This is a genomic window from Limnochorda sp. (assembly GCF_047459355.1).
In the GTDB taxonomy this organism is placed as follows: Bacteria; Bacillota; Limnochordia; order Limnochordales; family Limnochordaceae; genus Limnochorda.
Genome location: NZ_VSCV01000013.1, coordinates 1 through 19,124, shown reverse-complemented (window position 1 = coordinate 19,124; position 19,124 = coordinate 1). Strand labels below are relative to the sequence as shown.

Annotated in this window: 17 protein-coding genes; all 17 read right to left on the bottom strand. The window is 71.1% G+C overall.

Going from position 1 to position 19,124, the window contains the following annotated elements; all coding sequences use genetic code 11:
- Window positions 1–33: 33 nt before the first annotated feature.
- Window positions 34–1,317 (bottom strand): tetratricopeptide repeat protein, encoded by a 1,284-nt coding sequence (locus FWJ67_RS06260; RefSeq protein ID WP_304174491.1) that lies wholly within the window; start codon window positions 1,315–1,317, stop codon window positions 34–36.
- Window positions 1,317–2,288: a DMT family transporter gene (locus tag FWJ67_RS06255; protein ID WP_414482048.1), complete on the bottom strand. Its 972-nt coding sequence runs from the start codon at window positions 2,286–2,288 to the stop codon at window positions 1,317–1,319. Before FWJ67_RS06255 ends, FWJ67_RS06260 begins: the two co-directional genes overlap by 1 nt.
- A 26-nt stretch (window positions 2,289–2,314) precedes the next feature.
- A complete protein-coding gene (yfmH, locus tag FWJ67_RS06250; protein WP_304174487.1) occupies window positions 2,315–3,589 on the bottom strand; it encodes an EF-P 5-aminopentanol modification-associated protein YfmH in 1,275 nt (424 codons plus the stop codon).
- The gene (yfmF, locus tag FWJ67_RS06245) at window positions 3,589–4,866 is read right to left on the bottom strand and encodes an EF-P 5-aminopentanol modification-associated protein YfmF (RefSeq protein ID WP_304174485.1); all 1,278 of its coding nucleotides are present in this window, start codon (window positions 4,864–4,866) and stop codon (window positions 3,589–3,591) included. The genes yfmH and yfmF overlap by 1 nt, the downstream gene beginning before the upstream one ends.
- Window positions 4,867–4,940: 74 nt before the next feature.
- Window positions 4,941–5,891, bottom strand: a complete 951-nt coding sequence (lipA, locus tag FWJ67_RS06240; protein ID WP_414482047.1) for a lipoyl synthase — start codon at window positions 5,889–5,891, stop codon at window positions 4,941–4,943.
- A gap of 251 nt (window positions 5,892–6,142) precedes the next feature.
- Entirely contained in the window at window positions 6,143–6,733 is a 591-nt protein-coding gene (gene plsY, locus FWJ67_RS06235; protein ID WP_304174481.1) for a glycerol-3-phosphate 1-O-acyltransferase PlsY, read from the bottom strand.
- A 130-nt stretch (window positions 6,734–6,863) separates the two neighbouring features.
- Entirely contained in the window at window positions 6,864–9,446 is a 2,583-nt protein-coding gene (gene ptsP, locus FWJ67_RS06230; protein WP_304174479.1) for a phosphoenolpyruvate--protein phosphotransferase, read from the bottom strand.
- Between the two features lie 5 nt (window positions 9,447–9,451).
- Window positions 9,452–9,985: a type 1 glutamine amidotransferase domain-containing protein gene (locus FWJ67_RS06225; protein ID WP_304174477.1), complete on the bottom strand. Its 534-nt coding sequence runs from the start codon at window positions 9,983–9,985 to the stop codon at window positions 9,452–9,454.
- Between the two features lie 48 nt (window positions 9,986–10,033).
- Window positions 10,034–10,399: a hypothetical protein gene (locus FWJ67_RS06220; protein WP_304174475.1), complete on the bottom strand. Its 366-nt coding sequence runs from the start codon at window positions 10,397–10,399 to the stop codon at window positions 10,034–10,036.
- A gap of 22 nt (window positions 10,400–10,421) precedes the next feature.
- Complete coding sequence (gene sdhC / locus FWJ67_RS06215; protein WP_304174473.1) at window positions 10,422–10,826, bottom strand: succinate dehydrogenase, cytochrome b556 subunit; 405 nt, start codon at window positions 10,824–10,826, stop codon at window positions 10,422–10,424.
- 5 nt (window positions 10,827–10,831) lie between these two features.
- Window positions 10,832–11,575, bottom strand: a complete 744-nt coding sequence (locus FWJ67_RS06210; protein WP_304174471.1) for a succinate dehydrogenase/fumarate reductase iron-sulfur subunit — start codon at window positions 11,573–11,575, stop codon at window positions 10,832–10,834.
- Window positions 11,572–12,747 carry an FAD-dependent oxidoreductase gene (locus FWJ67_RS06205; protein WP_304174469.1) on the bottom strand — a complete coding sequence of 392 codons (1,176 nt, stop codon included), beginning with the start codon at window positions 12,745–12,747 and terminating at the stop codon, window positions 11,572–11,574. The genes FWJ67_RS06210 and FWJ67_RS06205 overlap by 4 nt, the downstream gene beginning before the upstream one ends.
- A gap of 111 nt (window positions 12,748–12,858) precedes the next feature.
- Window positions 12,859–14,373 carry a glycerol kinase GlpK gene (gene glpK, locus FWJ67_RS06200; protein WP_304174467.1) on the bottom strand — a complete coding sequence of 505 codons (1,515 nt, stop codon included), beginning with the start codon at window positions 14,371–14,373 and terminating at the stop codon, window positions 12,859–12,861.
- A gap of 38 nt (window positions 14,374–14,411) precedes the next feature.
- Complete coding sequence (dhaL, locus tag FWJ67_RS06195; protein ID WP_304174465.1) at window positions 14,412–15,050, bottom strand: dihydroxyacetone kinase subunit DhaL; 639 nt, start codon at window positions 15,048–15,050, stop codon at window positions 14,412–14,414.
- A gap of 19 nt (window positions 15,051–15,069) precedes the next feature.
- On the bottom strand, window positions 15,070–16,071 hold the full coding sequence (gene dhaK / locus FWJ67_RS06190) for a dihydroxyacetone kinase subunit DhaK (protein ID WP_414482046.1): 1,002 nt from the start codon (window positions 16,069–16,071) through the stop codon (window positions 15,070–15,072).
- Between the two features lie 82 nt (window positions 16,072–16,153).
- Entirely contained in the window at window positions 16,154–16,867 is a 714-nt protein-coding gene (locus tag FWJ67_RS06185) for an MIP/aquaporin family protein (RefSeq protein WP_304174461.1), read from the bottom strand.
- Window positions 16,868–17,040: 173 nt separating this feature from the next.
- Entirely contained in the window at window positions 17,041–19,044 is a 2,004-nt protein-coding gene (locus tag FWJ67_RS06180) for a sigma-54-dependent Fis family transcriptional regulator (protein WP_414482045.1), read from the bottom strand.
- Window positions 19,045–19,124 lie beyond the last annotated feature (80 nt).

Genomic DNA, 19,124 nt, shown 5'->3' with positions numbered 1-19,124 from the left:
GCCCGCGGCCACCCGCCCCCGGTCACCTTCCCGTCACCCCAGCCGCTCCAGAAGCTCCCGGGCCGGCTCCAGCTCCGGGTCAAGCCGGACCGCCTCCTGGGCCAGGTCCGCCGCCTCGTCGGTCCGGCCCATCCGGGCCAGCGTCTCGGCCAGATGGTAGAGGATCTCCGCCTGGACCGCCGGCGCCATCCCCAAGCTCGCCGCCAGCTCCCTGGCCCGGGCGAGGGCGGCCGCCCCTTGCTCCAGCTGGCCCGTCACGGTGTACCCCCAGCCCAAGGTATCCAGGAAGGCCGGCTCATCGGGCCGCCGTTCCACCGCCTGGCGGGCCAGGGCCACCCCCCGGTGGGGGTCAAGGCCCGTGTCGATCAGGAGGTAGGCCAGGTTGTTGGCCAGCAAGGGGTCGTCCGGGTCCAGCTGGAAGGCCTGGTCGAAGGCGGCCAGGGCCCCCTGCCAGTTCCCCGCCCGCAACTCCAGCACCCCCAGCTCGGTGTAGAGGGCGGTTCGGTTGGGGGCCAGCCGGATCGCCTCCCGGAGCGCCCGCCGGGCCTCGGCCCGCTGGCCCTCAGCGCTGGCCGCCTCGTAGCGGTCGAGGGCGGCCAGCAGCTGGCCCAGTCGGCCGGGCCGGAAGAAGGCTTCTTCCGGCGGGTCCACGGCTCGCCGCCCCACCCACTCCGGCCCGTCCGCGGCCCGGCTCACCCAGCCCGTCTCCAGGGGCTCCAGCACCAGGCGGAGGTGGGGCCCGCCGGGCAGGTGCAAGGACGCATGGAGGGCTGCCTCAGGAGCAGGCTCCAGCTCCCAGAGGACCGTCTCGTCCTCGGCCCAGATCCGGGCCGGCCGGGCCCCTTCGACCTCGACCCAGACCCGGCCCAGCTCCCGGTCCTGAAGCTCCAACGCCCAGCCGGCCCCCTCCACGGTCACGCCCACCAGGGGGGCCCGGGCCAGCTGGTCCAAGAAGAGGAAGGGGAGCAGGGTGCTCTGGTAGAGGGTGACCAGCGCCGGCGACGGGCCCAGCCACCCCTCCCGCTCGGACCCGACATAGGTCCACCCTTCGTTCCAGACGTGGATCGGGCCCGGCTCTCCTGGCCCGTCGATCCGGAGGCGCCGGAGGCCCAGGGCCGTCACCCGCGCCGGCTCCTGATCGGGGGCCAGGCGGACCCAGCCTTCCCACGCGGGCGCCGGCTCCAAGGCCTGGAAGACCTGGGCCCGCAGCTGCTCCGCGGCTTCCAGGGAGAGCTCCTGGGCCAGGGCCCGGGAACCGGGCAGGACCAGGCTGAAGCTGAGGAAGATCACCAGCCAACCCCGACGGCGCGTCACCATCACCTCCCGCCCGGCACCGGCCCGGAAGGAGCTCCGGGCTCGGCCGGGACCGAAACCCTTGGGGCCTCCGGCGCCGAGGACGCCCTCAATTGATACCACGCCACACCCCCGAGGATCAAGCCGCCGCCCACCACCTGGTGGAGGGCGGGCACCTCGCCCAAGAAGAGCCAGGCCCAGAAGGTGGCGGCCACCGGTTCACCCAAGATGGCCACCGCGATGAAGGCGGCGGGCACGTAGGCGAGGGCCCAGAGGAAGAGGGTGTGCCCAAGCAGAGTGGGGCCGGCGGCCAGACCCCCAAAGATCCACCACTCCCGGAGCGGAAAGCCCCCCAGGGGGGAGCCCCGGGCCCACGCCACCAGGGCCAGCACCAGCGCCGCCGAGCCGTAGACCACACAGGAATACGTCAAGAGATCTTGGCGGGCCCGCTGCACCTCGCCCACCACCAAGTAGACCGAGATCAGGAAGGCGGCCAGGAGAGCCAGGAGGTCGCCCTGGGTGGAGCGCTCGGCCAGGGCCAGGTTGCCCCCGCCGATCAGGAAGCTGCCGGCCAGGGCCAGGAGCAGGCCCACCCCTGCCCGCACCGGAACCCGCCGGCGCCAGAGCAGAAAGCCGAGAAGGAGCACGAAGAAGGGCTGGAGGGTGACCAGCACCGTCGCGCTCAAGACCGAGGTGAGGCGGACGGAGGCGAACCACGTGGCGTAGTGGAGGGCCAGGAAGGTGCCGGCCAGGATCCCCAGCCCCCAGTCCTGGGCCCTCAACCGCGCGTAAGCCCCCCGGCGCCCCGGGGTGAGGCTGGCCGGGACGAGGACGGCCAGCGCGAAGAGCAGCCGGTAGAAGGCCAGGGTCTCGGGCGGCGCCTGGGAGAGGCGGACCAGAACCGCTGCACAGGAGACGGCCCCCACCCCCAGCGCCACCACCCAGCCCGCCCACGCCCGCCGCACCTCGGGCCCAGCCCCCGAACCTGCGCCCATCGGTCCTCGATCCCCCTGCCCGCCGCTCATCGCGGCCGCACGATGGAGATGGCCGCCCGGTCCAGGTCGAAGAAGTCAAGGTAGGACCGGAGCTCCTCCGCGGGCATCTCCTGGATGATCTCCGGGTAGCGGAAGAAGTTCCCCTCCTGGAAGTGGTAGCTGATGAAGTTGTGGGCGATGAACTCCAAGGAGTTGAAGGCATCCAGGAAGGCGCCCAGGGCCTGGCGCTTGGCCCGCTGGAAGTCGGCCTCGGCAAAGCCCTCCCGGCGGAAGTCTTCCAGGAGGCCGACGATCTCTTGATGCAGCCGGTCGGGATCGTCGGTCTCGCCCCCGATGACGGCGTGGCCGTAGAGGGGGCTGGCGGTGTAGTAGGCGCCGAAGCCGTCATCGATCAGACCCGCCTCGTACAGGCGATGGTAGGCGGGGGAGCTCCGCCCGAAGAGCATGTGGAGGAGCATGTTGTGGGCGATCTCCCGCCGCATGAGGGCCTCCCCCGTCAGCCCCGTCACCGGATCTTTCAGCCCCAGGGCGTACCGGGGCCGGGAGACGGCCATCCTCTGCTCCACCCGCCGCTCCCGGACCGTTGCCGGCTCCTCGGGGTAGAAGCGCTGGATCTCAGCCCGGGCCTGGCCGTTCGGGGCCGCCTCCCGAATCACCTGGAGGGTCGCCTCGGGATCCAGGTCGCCCGCCGCGAAGAGCACCATGTTGCTCGGGTGGTAGAAGGTCTGGTAGCAGGTGTAGAGCTGCTCGCTGGTGATCTGCCGGACCGACTCCACCGTGCCGCCGATGTCGATCCGGACCGGGTTGGCATGGTAGAGGGCCTGCAAGAGGTTCCGCACCAGCACCCGGTCGGGGTGGTCCTCGTACATCTTTAGCTCCTGCTCGATGATGCCCCGCTCCTTCTCCACCAGCTCGTCGGTGAAGTAGGGCTTGGCCACAAAGTCCAGGAGGGTCCGGAGGTTCTCGTGGAAGCTGCTGGTGCAGGAGAAGAGGTACGCGGTCAGGGTGTAGCTGGTGAAAGCGTTGGCCGAGGCGCCCCGCTCCGCGAACCGGTCGAAGACGTTCCCCCCCTCCTCCTCGAAGAGCTTGTGCTCGAGGAAGTGGGCGATCCCGGCGGGCACCTCCACGGGCTCGTGGCCCCCCGGGGGAACAAACCGGGAGTCGACGGACCCGTAGCGGGTGGCCACCGTGGCGTAGAACCGCCGGTAGCCAGGCTTCCGCAAGAGGTACACCTGCAGGCCGTTCTCCAGACGGGTGTGGAAGACCTCCTCCTGGAGGAGTTGGCTCCGATACTGCTCCATCACGGGGCCTCCTCTTGGGCCGCGGCCCGGTCGACGGTCGCCTGCTGGGGCCGTTCCAGGAAGTAGACCGTGGACAGCTCCAGGGTCTGCGCCGCCTTCCGAATGGCGGCGGGCTCCAACCGCTCCAGGCGCCCGATGATCTCCTCCGGCTCCCGGGGCCGGCCGTTGGCCAGGCCCACCAGCCGGGCGTCGATCATGCGCCGGGCCGAGTCTTGCATGGCCCGGTAGCCGTGGATGAGGGAGGCGCGGCACTTGGCCAGCTCCTCGTCGGTGAAATCTCCCGCCTGCACCGCGGCCACCTGCGCCTCGATGATGGCCCGGGCCCGCTCATACTCCTCGACGTTAATGCCGGCGCTGGCGTAGATGAAGCCTTGGCTCACCTCAAAGCGGGAGAAGGCAAAGTAGGCCAGGCTGGCCTTCTCCCGGACGTTGACGAAGAGCTTGGAGTGGGGGAAGGCGCCCAACAGCCCGTTGGCGGCCACCATCGCCTCGAAGCCCTCATCGGCGTAGCTCACCCCCGACGTCCAGCCCATCACCAGCACGCCCTGCTGGACCTCCTGCTCCTCCCGGATGGTCCGGCCATCCAGGTGGGCGGGGGCGGAGCGGGCGGGCGGCACGGGCCGGAGCCGGGTGGGGTGGAGGGGCAGCTCCTCTTCCACCCAGCGGGCCACCTGGTCAGGGTCCAGATCGCCCACCACGAAGATCTCCACGGGGCTGGTGGCGAGCACCTCCTGGTAGTGCTGGTAGAGGCTCGCGGCGTCGATCCGGTCCAGATCCTCGACCCGGCCGTACTTGTAGACGCCGTAGGGCCGGCCCCGGTACATCTCCTCGATGAGCCGGACGATGGCGTACTGGCGCTTGTTGTTGATCAAACCCTCGATGGCCCGGCGGAGGTTCTCCCGCTCCTGCTCCACATAAGGCGGGTGGAAGCTCGCTCCGTCGGCCAGGGGCTCCAGGAGCACCTCCCGCAAGAGCCCCAGGCCCCTCCGGAAGAGATCCGGCTCGCCCGGGAGGAACGGGTCGGCGGCCACCTCCACCTGGAAGCGGAGGTTGTGGCTCTCGCCGATCTTGGAGATCTCCACGGAGAGATCGGCGCCGTACAGCTCCTCCAGAAACCGGTGCATCTCCAGGCTGGTGGGGTGCCGCCGGGTGCCCCGGCGCAGGACGAAGGGAAGGAGGGCGTTGGCGGTCACCCGGGCCTCATCCAGCGGCTGCCGGAGGGTCACCTCCACCAGGTTGGTCTTGAACTTGGAGGTCCGCCAGACGGAGAGCCCCACACCGGGTCGGAGCTCCTGCCGGACAAAGGTGGGGCCGGAGCCAACCGAGGCTCGCGTCGCGGTGTCCAGAGGCGTCACACTCCCTTCGAGGCCGGCGGGAGACCGCTCGCCCCGCTGGCCTGGCGCAAACGGAGGCGCTCAGCCGCCCTCAGCGCCGCGGCCGCGTCAAACGAAGAACGGACGAAGGGGCCGGAAGCGACGTAGAGGAAGCCCAGGGCCTCCCCCAGCTCCCGGTACCGCTGGAACTGGGCGGGGGTGATGTACTCCTCCACGGGGAGGTGGTCGGGCGACGGCTGGAGGTACTGGCCGATGGTGAGGAAGTCGCACTCCACCCCCCGGAGGGCCTGCATCACCTCCAGGACCTCCTCCTCCCGCTCGCCCAGCCCCACCATCAGGCCCGATTTGGTGTAGACGCCGGGGCGCAGCTCCCGGGCCTTCCGGAGGATGAAGAGGCTCCGGTCAAACTTGGCTTGGGGCCGCACCCGCCGGTACAAGCGGGGCACGGTCTCCACGTTATGGTTGAGCACGTCGGGCCCGGCTTCCATCACCCGGGCCAGAGCCTCGACCGATCCTTTGAAATCTGGAATGAGCACCTCAATGGTGGTGCCGGGGCAGAGGGCACGGATCGCTTCGATGGTCCGGGCGAAGGCTTCGGCGCCGCCGTCGGGCAGGTCATCCCGGGCGACGGAGGTGATCACCGCGTGCTGCAGGCCCAGCCGCTTGACGGCCTGGGCGACCCGGAGGGGCTCGGTGGGATCGAGGGCCTCGGGCCGGCCGGTGAGCACCTTGCAGAAGCCGCAGCTGCGGGTGCAGTGGCTGCCCAGGATCATGAAGGTGGCGGTGCCGTCGTTCCAGCATTGGCCCCGATTGGGGCAGCCCGCATCCTCGCAGACCGTGTTCAGGCGGAGCTCATCCAGAAGGCCGCGAATCCGCCGGATGCCCGCGGGGTTGGGGACCGGCTTCAGCAACCAGCGCGGCTTCCGGGCCGGCGGCCGCCGGCCTTCCTCCTCGCCCGGAAACGTCAACAGGACCTCACCCTTCCGTGGTTCGCCCAGGCTCCCCGACGCCAGTTTGTCCCGGGGACGGACCGCCGACTCGGCGGCCCGACGGCGAGCCCCCGGACCATCCCGTCCCTCGAGGCGCTCCGGGGCCTCCCGGCGGCCATGGCGGTCCGCCACCGCCCGGCCCGGTCCCCTGGCTCCCCTTTCGTGCCCCGTAAGGCTCCTAGGGGATTCCCCTTTTTCCAGGCCGACTCCTGCTCTCCGCCCGGGCCCGGCTAGTAGTTGGCCCGGTTCTCGGTGCCCGCCAACAGCCGGGCGATGTTGGACCGATGCCGGAGGACCAAGATGACGGTGAGGAGGGCCGCGATGAGGACTTCCGCCCGCCCCGCGCCGAGGAGCCAGAGGGTGACGGGAGCGGACGCGGCGGCGGTCATGGAACCCAAGGAGACGTACCGGGTGGCCAAGACCACCAGCACAAAGAGAGCGACGGCCACCAGGGCGCCCACGGGGGCCACCGCCACGAGGACGCCCAGGCTGGTGGCGGCCCCCTTCCCGCCCCGGCCCCGGAGGTAGACGGACCAGTTGTGCCCGGCGACGGCGGCCAAACCGATGAGCAAACCGCCCACCGGGCCGCCCAGGTGCAGCCCCGCCAGGGCCGGGCCAAAGCCCTTGGCAAAATCAAGGAGGAAGCCAAGGAGCCCCGGCCCCCAGCCCGCCAGCCGGAACAGATTGGTGGCGCCCACGTTGCCGCTGCCGCCCTTGCGGATGTCAATCCCCGTCCACAGCTTACCCACCAAGAAGGCAAAAGGGATCGAACCGATCAGATAGCTGGCCGCCGCCAGGGCCAGCCAAATGCTCCACGCCATGGCCCCCACCCTTCGCCTGATCGCTCCAGAGAAGATACGAATCAGTTTCCATAGGAATCTGTTGATTCCTGCAGGATGGGGCTCCCTCCGGAAGCCTGCAGGGGTCGGGACGATCAGGCGAAGGCAGGGCCTAGTCTCCGCCGGGCGGGCGGCCGGGCCCCTCCCCGTCCTTGGTAGCCAGCCCATCGAGAAACTGGCGTGCCAACGCCCGGACCTCCGCAGCCGTGGCCAGGGCCAGGGCTTCCCGGGCCAGGTCCCGGGTGGCCGCCTCCTCCAGCTGGCGGATGAGGGCCTTGGCGGTGGGGATGGCTTGGGGCACCATGCTCAGCTCGTCCACGCCCAGTCCCACCAGGATGGGGATCGCCTCGGGATCGGAGGCCAGCTCGCCGCAGACGGCGACGGGGCGCCGGTGGACCCGGGCGGCCTCCACCACCTGCCCGATGAGGCGGAGGACGGCCGGGTGGAGCCCGTCGGCCAGGTGGCGCACCCCCGGATTGCCCCGGTCGGCGGCCAGGGTGTACTGGGTGAGGTCGTTGGTGCCCAGGCTGAAGAAGTCCGCGTGGGGGGCCAGGCGCTCGGCGACGAGAGCGGCCGACGGCACCTCCACCATGATCCCCAGCGCCACCGGCGGCACCGCCACCCCTTCGGCCTGCAGCTCCTCCCGCCAGCCCTCCACCAGCCGCCGGACGGTGAGGAGCTCATCCAGGGTGGAGACCATGGGCAAGAGGAGGCGGAGGGGATGGTCGGCGGCCACCCGCAACGCGGCCCGGACTTGCCCTTCCAGCACGTGGGGCGCCTGCAGGGTGAGCCGCAGCCCCCGCACCCCCAGGAAAGGGTTAGCCTCCTGGGCAGGGGCCAGCTGGGGCAGGGGCTTGTCGCCCCCCACATCCAAGGTGCGGAGGACCACCGGATGGGGCGCCACCGCCTGGGCCACCTGGCGGTAGAGGGCCTCCTGGGCGGCCGTGTCGGGGAGCTGGGGCCGGCCCACGAAGAGGACCTCGGTACGGAAGAGCCCCACCCCCTCGGCCCCCAGACGGGCGGCCTCCCGGGCTTCCTCCGGGGTGCCCACGTTGGCCGCCACCACCACCCGCCGGCCGCCCCGCAACGCGGCGGGCTGGCCTGCCTCGTTCCGGGCCCGCCGTTCCAGGGCCTGCCAGTGGGCGGCCCGCTGGGCCAGCGCCTGGAGGGTCCCATCGTCGGGGGCCACATAGAAGCGCCCCCTGAGGCCGTCAACGGCCCCTGGGGTCCCCTCGGGCAGCTGGAGGATGGCCGCCCCCAGCCCGACGATGACGGGGACGGCGAGGCTCCGGGCCAGGATGGCCGCGTGGGAGGTCCGGTCCCCCTGGGCGGCGCAGACGGCCGCCACCGGCTGGTCCCGGAGCCAGGCCACGTCCGAGGGCCAGAGCTCGTCAACGACGAGAATGGTCCCGGGCTCCAGCCGTTCCCCGGCGGGGTCGGCTGCCTGCCCCGTCAGGCGGCGGAAGACCCGCTGGCCCACATCCTCCACGTCCGCGGCCCGCTGGCGCAGGAGGGGGTTGGCCAGCTCCCGGTAGGCGGCGGCCGTTGCCCGGCACGCCTCCAGCCACGCCACGGCGGCCGGCTGGCCCGCCTCCACCGCCCGCCGGGCCGGTTCAAGCAGCATGGGATCCTGCAAGAAAAGGGCCTGGGCCTCGAAGATGGCGGCCGCCTCGGCCGCGTCCGCCCCGGCCTGGAGGGCCGCCAGCTCCGCGGCCACCTGGTGGAGGGCCGCCTCCAGGCGGGCCCACTCCTCCTCGGGCGGCCGGTCAGGCCCCTGAGGGGTCCAAGCCTGGGCGCGGCGCCGCTGGACGGTCCGGCCCCAGGCGACCCCCGGGGTGACGGCCACCCCTTCCAGTACCGTGCCGGGCGCCGGAGGTGCCGGGGCCTCCGCCGGCGCCGGCCCGGCCCCCGCCACCGCCGCGCCCCCGGGCCCGAGTCCCGCCTCCTGGTCGCCGCCGGGTGTTGGGCTGGCGGGCGGATCGATCTCGCCGAAGCCGGCCCGGACCAGGGCGGCCAGCGCCTCCAGAGCCTCCCGGCCCTGGGGGCCAGAGGCCTCCAGGATGAGGGTGTCGTGCTGGCGGGCGTCGAGGAGGGCCAGCTCATTGAGGCTGGCCAGGCTCGCCCTTCGTTGGGGCTGGCGCTTGTTCCGGGCCCAGATCCGGGCGTCGAAGCGGGCCGCCTCCCGGACCAGCTGGCCCGCGGGGCGGGCGTGCAGGCCCGCCGGGTTGGGCAACACCACCTCGACCCGGACCACCTCGGCGCCGCCAGGCTCCACCGTCGTTGCCCCCGCCGGCGCCTCGCCCAGGTGGTCCAGCTTGGGCCGGAGCGCCTCCCGCGCCTCCCGGACCGCGCCCTCCACATCCCCTCCCGCGGCGAGGACCGCGGCCGCGGCCACCGCCCCCTCCACCAGGGGCGCGGCCACCAGGCGGATCCGCTGGCGCTCCTCAGGGGCGAGGAACTCCAGGGCCATCTCCGCGGAGAGGAGGGCGCTCCCCAGGTCCATCAGGACCAGGACGTCGCCCTCGCCCACCTGGCGGATGGCCTCCAGAATGCGCTCGGGGCTGGTGCCGATCTGCTCCGCATCCAGCCCGCCCGCGGCCGCCACGGGCACGGTGGGGCCGGCCACTTGCCGGACCAGCTCCACCACCCCTTCAGCCAGCCGATGGCTGTGGGAGACGATCACCAGCCCCGCCATAGGCCTCAGCCCTTGGGCTGCTCGGCGATGGCCTGGACCAGCTCCCGGCAGAAGGCCGGGATGTCGGCCACCACCCGCCCCCAGACTTGGTTGCCGTCCCGGAAGGCCGGCTCGTCCACCCACTGGGCGCCCGCGTTGATCAGGTCGTCCTTGATGCCCAGGGAGCCCGTGGCCCGCCGGCCCTTGACGATGCCGGCGGAGATGGCTACCAACCCGGCGTGGCAGATGAGGCCCACCACCCGGCCGCGGTCGTTCAGCGTCCGGACCAGGGTCTTCACCGCCTCGGAGCGGCGGAGCTTGTCGGGGGCCCAGCCGCCCGGCACCACGATGGCATCCCACTCGTCGGCGGTCGTCTCCTCATAGGAGGCGTCGGCCACGGCCTCCAGGCCGTTCTTCCCCCGGAAGCGCTGCCCGGCCCGCTCGCCCAGGACGGTCACCTCGGCGCCCTCTTCCCGCAGGCGCATCACCGTCACCCAGAATTCCAGGTCTTCAAAGCCGTCGGCCACCAGCACCGCCACCCGGCGCCCCTCAAGCTTCATCGGTCGTCCCTCCTCGGTTGGTCGGGGCGGAGAGCCTCCGTGGGCCCGTCAGAGACCACCCCGGGCCACCACAGCCATCAGCCCCGTCGCGTAGATCATGGTTACCACCCCTAAGAGTACCAGAACGCGATCGAGGCGGCGGGTCGTCGTCTCCGACGGCGACAGGTCAAGGAGGACGGCCCGCACCCCTAAGAGGGCGTGGACGGTCACCATGATGAGGAAGACCGTCTCCAGAAGGAAGATGGCCGGGGTGCCGATGTAGGCCACCACATCGGCGTAGGTGCGCAGGCCTCCGGGCACCACGAAGTGGTTGGCCACCATGTGGACCGTGGCCAGGACCACCAGGAAGACGCCGGAGATCACCTGCCACCAGAAGGCCCTGCGGCTCTTGGAACGCCTCTTCTGTTCCGCCATGGTCGTCAGCCCCCCGTCCCCATCACATGCGGAAGATCATCCAACCGGCGACGGCGGTCAGAACCACCGTCACCAGGGCGGCCCCCCAGAAGAGGGCCGTCTGGCGCCTGACGCCCATGTTGAGGGAGACCAGCGTCAGGCGGAGCCCGTTGAGGGCGTGGAAGAGCAACCCGAAGATCAGGACCACGTCGAGGATCAAGATGGGCGTCGTCTTGGCCAGGTCGATGAACCGGTCCCAGGCTTCGGGCCCCCGGGCGAGCAGGCTGAGGACCGCCAGATGGAGGTAGAGGTAAAAGACCAGCCCCAACCCCGTGATCCGGTGGAGGACAAAGGCCAGCTGGCCCGGTGCGATCCCCCGGGGATCGAACCACCGGCTCACCCGACGGGACCGCTCCGCTGGGACACGCCCCTTGTCCGCGTTCGGCACCCTCCTCACCTCCTCTGTTGACGGGCAACCTGTCCCACCTTGGGCCCGTACCGCCGGAGCCGCATGATGGCCGCGGCCGGGTCCACCTCCGACGGGCAGGCGGCCGAGCACTCAAAGGCGCCGTGGCACCGCCAGAGGCCATCGTCGTGGTCGATGGCCTCCCAGACGGCCAGGGGATCCACCCCCCGGGGCTCCACCAGCATCCGCTCCGCCGCCGCCAGGGCCGCCGGCCCCAGGTAGTTCAACGCGGAGCCGGCGATGGGGCAGGCGGAGACACAGAGGCCGCACTCGAGGCAGTTCTCAAACCGGGTCGCCTCATGGTCCTCTTCGGGGAGGATGGGTGGCTCGCTGGAGCGGGCGTCGGGCACCCCTTCGCTCGCGTGGCGGATGATGGAGAAGCGGACCGCCTCCATCGCTTGGGAGAAGGGCCCCATGTCCACCACCAGGTCCCGCACCAAGGGGAAGTGGCGCAGGGGATCGATCTGGATGGTGGACCCGTTGGGGTAGTCGGTGACGGGGGTGATGCACGGCAGCTTCTCCCGCCCGTTCACCCGCAGGCCACAGGAGCCGCACGAGGCGTGGTGGCAGGCGTGGCGGAAGGCCAGGCTCCGGTCCTGCTCGGCCCACACCTTCTCGATGGCGTCCAGGACATACGCCTCCTCGGGCACCTCCACCGTGAAGTGATCGTAATAAGGGGCCCGATCCCCTGGCTGCCAACGGTGAATCTTCAGGGTCAGTCGCCAGCTCATGAGACCACCCGCTCCGTGAAGAAGCGCCGGGGCGGCAAGAGCACCTCGGTCCGGGTCTGGCAGGGCCGCTCGAAGCCGAGCCAGCGGCCCACCTGGTCCACCACCGCCTCAGCCATCAACCGGGAGGTGGTGGTCTTCCCGCCCGTCACCGAGAAGAGACCGGCCGCCCCCTCCGCCTCGTGATGCTTGCACGCAAAGTCCCGGGTCACGGCCCGCTCGAAGCCCTCGCCCTCTGCCTGGTCCTCTTCGGGCCCGACCAAGGGCCGGGCCACCGCGAAGACGCCCCGCTTGGGCTGCCGCCGGAAGCCCGGGAAGAAGGCCTCACCCGCGTCCATCATCCGCTCCACGTGGTCGGGAGGGATGGGGATGAGATCGGCATCCTGCACCGTCCAGGAGGTGGTGCCGATCATGGACGTGAAGCGTTGAGGCACGATGATGTCGCCGTCCCCCGGCGGCGCCAGCCGGTTGACCACCCGGTGGCTGTACCGGACCCCCACCGCGATCATCACCCCCGGCGCCAGGATCAGGGGCACCCGGCAGCCGGCCGTCGCGGCCACCTTGGCTGCCCAGGGGCCCGCCGCGTTGACCACCGCATCGGCGGTGATGGTCAGCTCCCGGCCCCGGATCCGGTCCCGCACTTGCACCCCCCGGGTTCGCCCGCCTTCCACCAGCACCCCTTCCACCTCGTGGTAGGTAAGGACCCGGGCCCCCCGGGCCTGGGCCGACGCCAGGAAGCTGAGGCAGAAGCGGTAGGGCTCAAAGACCCCGTCGGGGACCATCACCCCGCCCAGGATCTTGGGGCTGAGGCGGGGCTCCATCCGGAGGAGCTGCTCTTTGGTCAGCTCCCGGGTGGGGATGCCCGCGGCTTCGCACCCTTCCAGGAACGTCTGGCGGAAGTCCATGTCCTCAGGGGTGAGCGCGATGAAGTAGCCCCCGTTCAGCTCCAGACCTTCGGGCATGATCTTGCGCAGGATCAGGTTCTCCTCGATGCACTCCCGGGCGGCGACGGGATCGGTCACCGCGTAGCGGGCGCCCGAGTGGAGCAGGCCGTGGTTCCGCCCGGTGGTGCCCGAGCCCACCTCCCCCCGCTCCACCACCGTCACGGCGAAGCCCCGCAGGGCCAGATCGTGCGCGATGGCGGCACCCGTCGAGCCCGCCCCAACCACGACCACATGGGGTCCACCACCCCCCACAGGCGCTCCCTCCCTTCCGGCCGGGTCCGGGGCCGGGCCCCGGACCCGGCCAGGCGGTGCCGGTCCCAGCCGGCACCGCCTTCACCCACTTCAGTCTTCAAGCCATCCCTTGGCCCGCTCCACCGCCCGGAGCCAGCCCCGGTACGCCCGCTCCCGCCGGGCCTCGTCCCACTGGGGCTCCCAACGCTTGTCCTCCTGCCAGTACTGGCGGAGCTCCTCCAGGTTCTCCCAGTAGCCAACGGCCAAGCCGGCGGCGTAGGCGGCGCCCAGAGAGGTGGTCTCCGCCACCTTGGGCCGGATGACGGGGATACCGGCGACGTCGGCCTGGAACTGCATGAGCAGCTCGTTGACCACCATGCCGCCGTCCACCTTCAGCCGGGCCAGCTCCACGCCCGAGTCCTTCCGCATCGCGTCCAGCACCTCCCGGGTCTGGTACGCGGTCGCCTCCAGCACCGCCCGGGCCAGGTGGCCCCGGTTGATGTAGCGGGTCATGCCGATGATGAGCCCCCGGGCCTTGCCGTCCCAGTGGGGGGCGAAGAGGCCTGAGAAGGCCGGGACGAAGTAGATGCCGCCCGAATCCTCCACCGTCCGGGCCAGGTCCTCCACCTCGGAGGACTTGCTAATCAGGCCCAGGTTGTCCCGCAGCCACTGGACCAACGCACCGGTGATGGCGATGGAACCCTCCAGGCAGAAAACGGGCGCGTCCTGGCCGAACTGGTACGCCACCGAGGTCAAGAGCCCGCTGAAGGAGGGCACCCGCCGGGTCCCCGTGTTGAAGACCACGAAGCAGCCGGTGCCGTAGGTGTTCTTCACCTCACCCACGTCGAAGCCCGTCTGGCCCACCAGGGCCGCCTGCTGGTCGCCGAGGTCGCCGCAGACGGGCACCGCCGCGCCGAAGGGGCCGTTGGGATCGGTGGTTCCGTACAGGTTGGGATCGCTGGAAGGCCGGATCTCGGGCAGCATCTGCCGGGGGATGTCCAGGATGTTCAGGATCTCATCATCCCACGACAGGGTCTCCAAGTTCATGAGCATGGTCCGGCTGGCGTTGGTCACGTCGGTGATGTGGACGCCCTTGCCCGGCCCCCCCGTCAGCCACCAGATGAGCCAGGTGTCGATGGTGCCGAAGATGGCCTCCCCCCGCTCGGCCGCCGCCCGGACGCCGGGCACGTTCTCCAGGATCCAGCGGAGCTTGGTCCCCGAGAAGTAGGTGGAGATGGGCAACCCCACCTTGGCCCGGAACCGGTCGGGGCCGCCGTCGGCGCTCAGCTCATCGACAATGTCCTGGGTCCGGGTGTCCTGCCAGACCAGCGCGTTGGTGTAAGGCTTGCCCGTGCGGGGGTCCCAGACCACCGTGGTCTCCCGCTGGTTGGTGACGCCCACGGCCGCCAGGTCGGCGCCGGTGATGCCCGCCTTCTGCAGGGCCTCCCGGACCACCTCCTGGGTCCGCTCCCAGATCTCCATGGGATCGTGCTCCACCCAGCCAGGCTGGGGGTAGATCTGCCGGTGCTCCTTCTGCGCCACCGCGACAATGTTCGAGGCGCGGTCGAAGATGATACAGCGGGTGCTGGTTGTCCCCTGGTCAATGGCAGCCACATACTTGGCCATCGATGCCCCTCCTTCCGTCTTCCCTTCCGGCGCGGGCCTCACGCGCCGGCGGTCCACGTCTCCGCAGCCGTCTGGAGCAAGAGGTAGGCCGAGGTGGCCCCCGGATCTTGGTGCCCCACCGAGCGCTCGCCCAGGTAGCTGGCCCGGCCCTTGGTGGCCAGCATGGGGATGGTCGCCTCCATCCCCTCCCGGGCCGCCTCCGCGCTCCGCCGCAGGGCCTCGTTCAGGGGCTGGCCCTCCTGGAGGCTGGCCTTCAGCGTGTCCAGCCCGGGGCCCAGGGCGTCCAGCATGGTCTTCTCACCCCGCCGGGCCTTGCCCCGGTCGACGATGCCCCGGATCCCCGCCTCCAGCATCTGGAGCCAGTCGTCGGCGGTCAGCTCCATCTTGGTGCCGGCGGCGGTGCCGGCCCGGAGGAAGAAGGTGCCGTACAGGGGGCCGCTCGCACCACCGACGCTGGAGACCAGGGTCATGCCCACGGTGCGGAGGATGGTGCCGATGTCCCGGTCGGCCACGCCGTTCAGGCGGTCTAGGACCGCCTGGAGGCCCCGGTGCATGTTGGCCCCATGGTCCGCATCCCCCAGGGCGGCATCCAGCTCGGTGAGGTACTCCTTGTGCTGCTCGACGGCCGCCGCAAAGGCTCGAATCCACGCCAGAACCGCTTCTTTGCTGATCACCACCGTCTCAGCGTCCCACCCTTCACACGCCCCACCGGAGGCCCGGGGTCTTGACGGGACGATCCCAGAGGCGGATCATCTCATCGTCCAGCCGCAAGAGGGTGAGGGAGACGCCCTGCATCTCCAGCGAGGTGATGTAGGAGCCGACCAGACTCCGGACCACCTGGAGCCCGTACTCATCGGCCAGGGCCTTCGCCTTCCGGTAGGCGATGTAGAGCTCGATCTCCGGGGTGCCGCCCATCCCGTTGACGAAGAGGAGGCAGCGGTCGCCGGCCTGGAAGGGGAGGTCCTTCACCACGCTCTCGAAGAGCATGGTGATCACCTCATCGGCGGGCTTCAGCTTCATCCGCTGCCGGCCGGGCTCGCCGTGGATGCCGATGCCGATCTCCATCTCGTCCTCGGCCAGCTCGAAGGTGGGCTTGCCGACGTGGGGGACGGTGCAGGAGGTCAAGGCCATCCCCATGCTCCGGCCGTTGGCGTTGACCCGCTCCAAGAGGGCCTTGAGCTGCTCCAGGTCGTACCCTTCTTCAGCCGCGGCCCCGACGATCTTCTCGGCCAGCACCGTCAAGCCCACCCCGCGCCGGCCTTGGGTGTAGAGGCTGTTCTCCACGGCCACGTCGTCATCGATGATGACGCTGGCCGTCCGGATCCCTTCGGCTTCCAGGAGCTCCGCTGCCATCTCAAAGTTCATCACGTCGCCGGAGTAGTTCTTCACGATGAAGAGGACGCCGGCGCCCCCGTGCACCTGCTTGGCGGCCTCCACCATCTGGTCAGGGGTGGGGCTGGTGAAGACCTGCCCCGGGCAGGCCGCGTCCAGCATGCCCTGGCCGACGAAGCCGGTGTGCATGGGCTCGTGGCCGCTTCCTCCCCCTGAGATCACCGCCACCTTCCCCTGGACCGGGGCGTCCGCCCGGTAGACGTAGTCGGGGTCGAAGTGGACCCGGACCAGGTCACCGTGCGCGGCGGCCAGCCCTTCCAGCGCCTCCCGCACCACCCGCTCGGGATGGTTGATCAGCTTCTTCATGCCGTCACCTCCTCACCCATCTCAGCCGGGCCGAAGCCCAAGCTCCCAGCCAGCGTGGCGAGCCTCCGGCTGCCGGCGGAGGCTAGAGCCAGAGCGCCGCGTAGGTCAGGCCGCCCAGGATCCCGCCGATGATGGGCCCCACCACAGGGACCCAGGCGTAGCCCCAGTCGGAGCTGCCCTTGCCCGGGATGGGGAGCACGGCGTGGGCGATCCGCGGGGCCAGGTCTCGGGCCGGGTTGATGGCGTACCCCGTCGGGCCGCCCAGGGAGAGCCCGATGCTCCAGACCCAGAAGCCGATGGCCAGCGGCCCCACACCCGACGCGAGGCCGTTGTTCACGTTGAAGATGAAACCGACGCCCAACAGGAGCATGAAGGTGCCGATGATCTCCGTCAGCAGGTTGGCGCCGGAGCGGCGGATCTGGGGCGCGGTCGCGAAGACGGCCAGCTTGGTGGCCGGATCCTCCGTGACCTCCCAGTGGGGCAGGTAGGTGAGGTAGACCGCCACCGCCCCCAGGAACCCACCGATCATTTGCCCCACGATGTAGGGGACCACCTGATCCCAGGGGAACATGCCTGCCGCCGCCAGCCCCAAGGTGACCGCCGGGTTGAGGTGGCCACCCGACATCCAACCGACCGCGTAGACACCGAAGGCGACCGCGAGACCCCAGCCCGTGGTGATGACGATCCAGCCAGAGCCCTCGCCCTTGGACCTCTTCAGCAGGACGTTGGCGACCACCCCATCACCCATGAGCACGAGGATGAAGGTGCCCACCAGTTCTGCCAGGAATCCGGACATCCGTTCTCACCTCGCCTTTCGAAAGTGGCCCGTGCCACGTTGGCAGCCGTTCCGATGCCCCTGCTCCGTCATGGCAGCCGGAGGTCTGCCACCATGCTGGCACAGGCCCACCCTCCTCTCAAGACGAAGTACCAAACGGTTCCAAATCCCAACGTTTTCTGAGACCGATGGTTTCAAGGTGCAACATCTTCGTGCACCGGGAGCCCGTCGGCCCGGTGGCCGGTCTTGAAAAAGGACGGGTGGATGCCCGCCTTCCGCAGCCGGCGCCACACGGTGGTCCGGCTGATGCCCAGCAGGGCCGCCATCTGGGTGACCCGCCCGCCCGTCGCCCACCCCGCTTGGAGGATGGTCTCCAGCTCCGCCTCCTCCACGCTCTTCACCCGGGCCGGCCCGAGGTCCAGGCCGTGGTGGCGGAGCTCTTGGGGGAGGTGGTGGGGACGGATGACGCCGTCCCGGGCCACCAGCACCGCCTGCTCCAAGACATGGGCCAGCTCGGTGGTGTTCCCGGGCCAGGGGTGCCGGAGAAGGAGCTCCTCGGCCTCCGCGCTCAAGGTGGCCCGGGGCAGGCCCGCGGCCGCGTGACGCTCCAGCACGGCCCGGATGATGGCCGGCAGGTCGCTCCGCCGCTCCCGCAGGGGGCGGAGATCGACGGTGAAGCAGTCGAGGGCGACGGCCAGATCTTTCCGGAGGCTGCCGCGGCGGACCAGCTCCCGCAAGGGCTGGGTGATGCCCACCATCACCCGCACATCGCCGAGACCCCCGCCCGAGGGCAGGTGCTTCCGTTGCAGCAGCACCAGGAGCAGCCGTTGAGCCTCCTCGGGCAGCAGTTCCGCGCTGTCCAGGAAGAGGGTGCCCCCTTGGGCCATGGCCAGAAGGCCGCCGGTCCGCGGCTGCCCCGGGCCGGCTCGGGTCCCCGCCAGGGCGGCCACCAGATCCCCGGGGGCCAGCCCCGAGCAGTTGAGAGCCACCCACGGGCCGTACCGGCGCTCGCTTCCCTGGTGGATGAGGCGGGCCACCGTTTCCCGGGAAAGACCGAACTCGCCCTCCACCACCACCGGCCCCTGGCCCCGCTGGGCGGCCTCCACCAGCTTCCGGATCCTTTGGGCGTAGGGGGAGAAGCCCGCCAGTTCCGGTGGCCGCTCGGCTCGGGGGCCGGGCGCCGCCGGCCGGAGCCGGCCCGCCTCCCGCAGAATCAGGAGGAAGAGCCGGGGCCGCTCATCGGGCCCGAAGAGGAGGGGCAGCGCCCGGCCCCGCAGTGCCCCCCGGCCCGGGCCCATCTCCTGGGAGCCGGGACGGCGCAAGGCAACCTCCCCGACGGCATGGCCCTGGCGAAGCCGCTCCCAGACCCCCGCGGGCAGGACCACCTGCTCCTCCAGGGGCCGCCCCACCACCGCCCGCTGCTCCACGCCCAGGCACTGGGCCGCCGGAGCGTTCAGGTGGGTGATCTGCCCCCGGAGATCCCAGAGGATGACGGGCTCCGCGACGGCATCGAGGACGGCCTGGAGCGCCCCCTCCTGCCGGAGGAGCTGCTCGGTAAAGTCCAAGCGGCCCATGGAGGCCTCAATGGCCCGGGCCGCTCCCAAGACGACGCCGCCCACGTAGGCCGAACCGCTGGCCAGGGGGCCCAAAAGCCCCACAATCCCCACCATCCGGCCGTCGGCCGTGTGGATGGGTGCCGCCGCGGTGAACTGCTGGTGGAACCATCGGAGGTAGTGCTCGGCCCCGGCCACCACCACGGGCCGGCCCTCCCGGTGGGCCAGGGCGAAGGCATTGGTCCCCAGGGAGGTCTCGGACCAGTAGAGGCCCGGCCGGATCCCCAAGCTGGCCGCCCGTCGGGCGGTGGCTGGATGCCCCACCATCTCCAGGAGGCAGAGGCTGGCGTCGGTCAACAGGACCAGGGTGCGGGAACCCTCAATGGCCTGGTACATATCTTCCATCTCAGGCTTGGCCGCTTCGATGAGCCGCTGCAGGCTGGTCAGGCGGCGGTTCAGGGCGTGGTCGGGCACCCGCTTGAAGAAGGGCGCGGCTTCGGGATTGAGGCGGGGGGCGCACCGCTGCCAGGAGCGGACCACCGCCGGATCCACCTGGGCGGGCAGGCTGCGGGCGGTGACGAACGCCCCCCACGCCGCCTCGAGGCGGCGGAAATGGGTCACATCCCACGACTCCAGCGGCTCCACCGTCGATCCCCCTCCTCACCGATGGTCGGGGCCTCGGGGCCCGTCAGGCGTCCAGGGCGGGGGCGGGCTCGGGGCGGGGG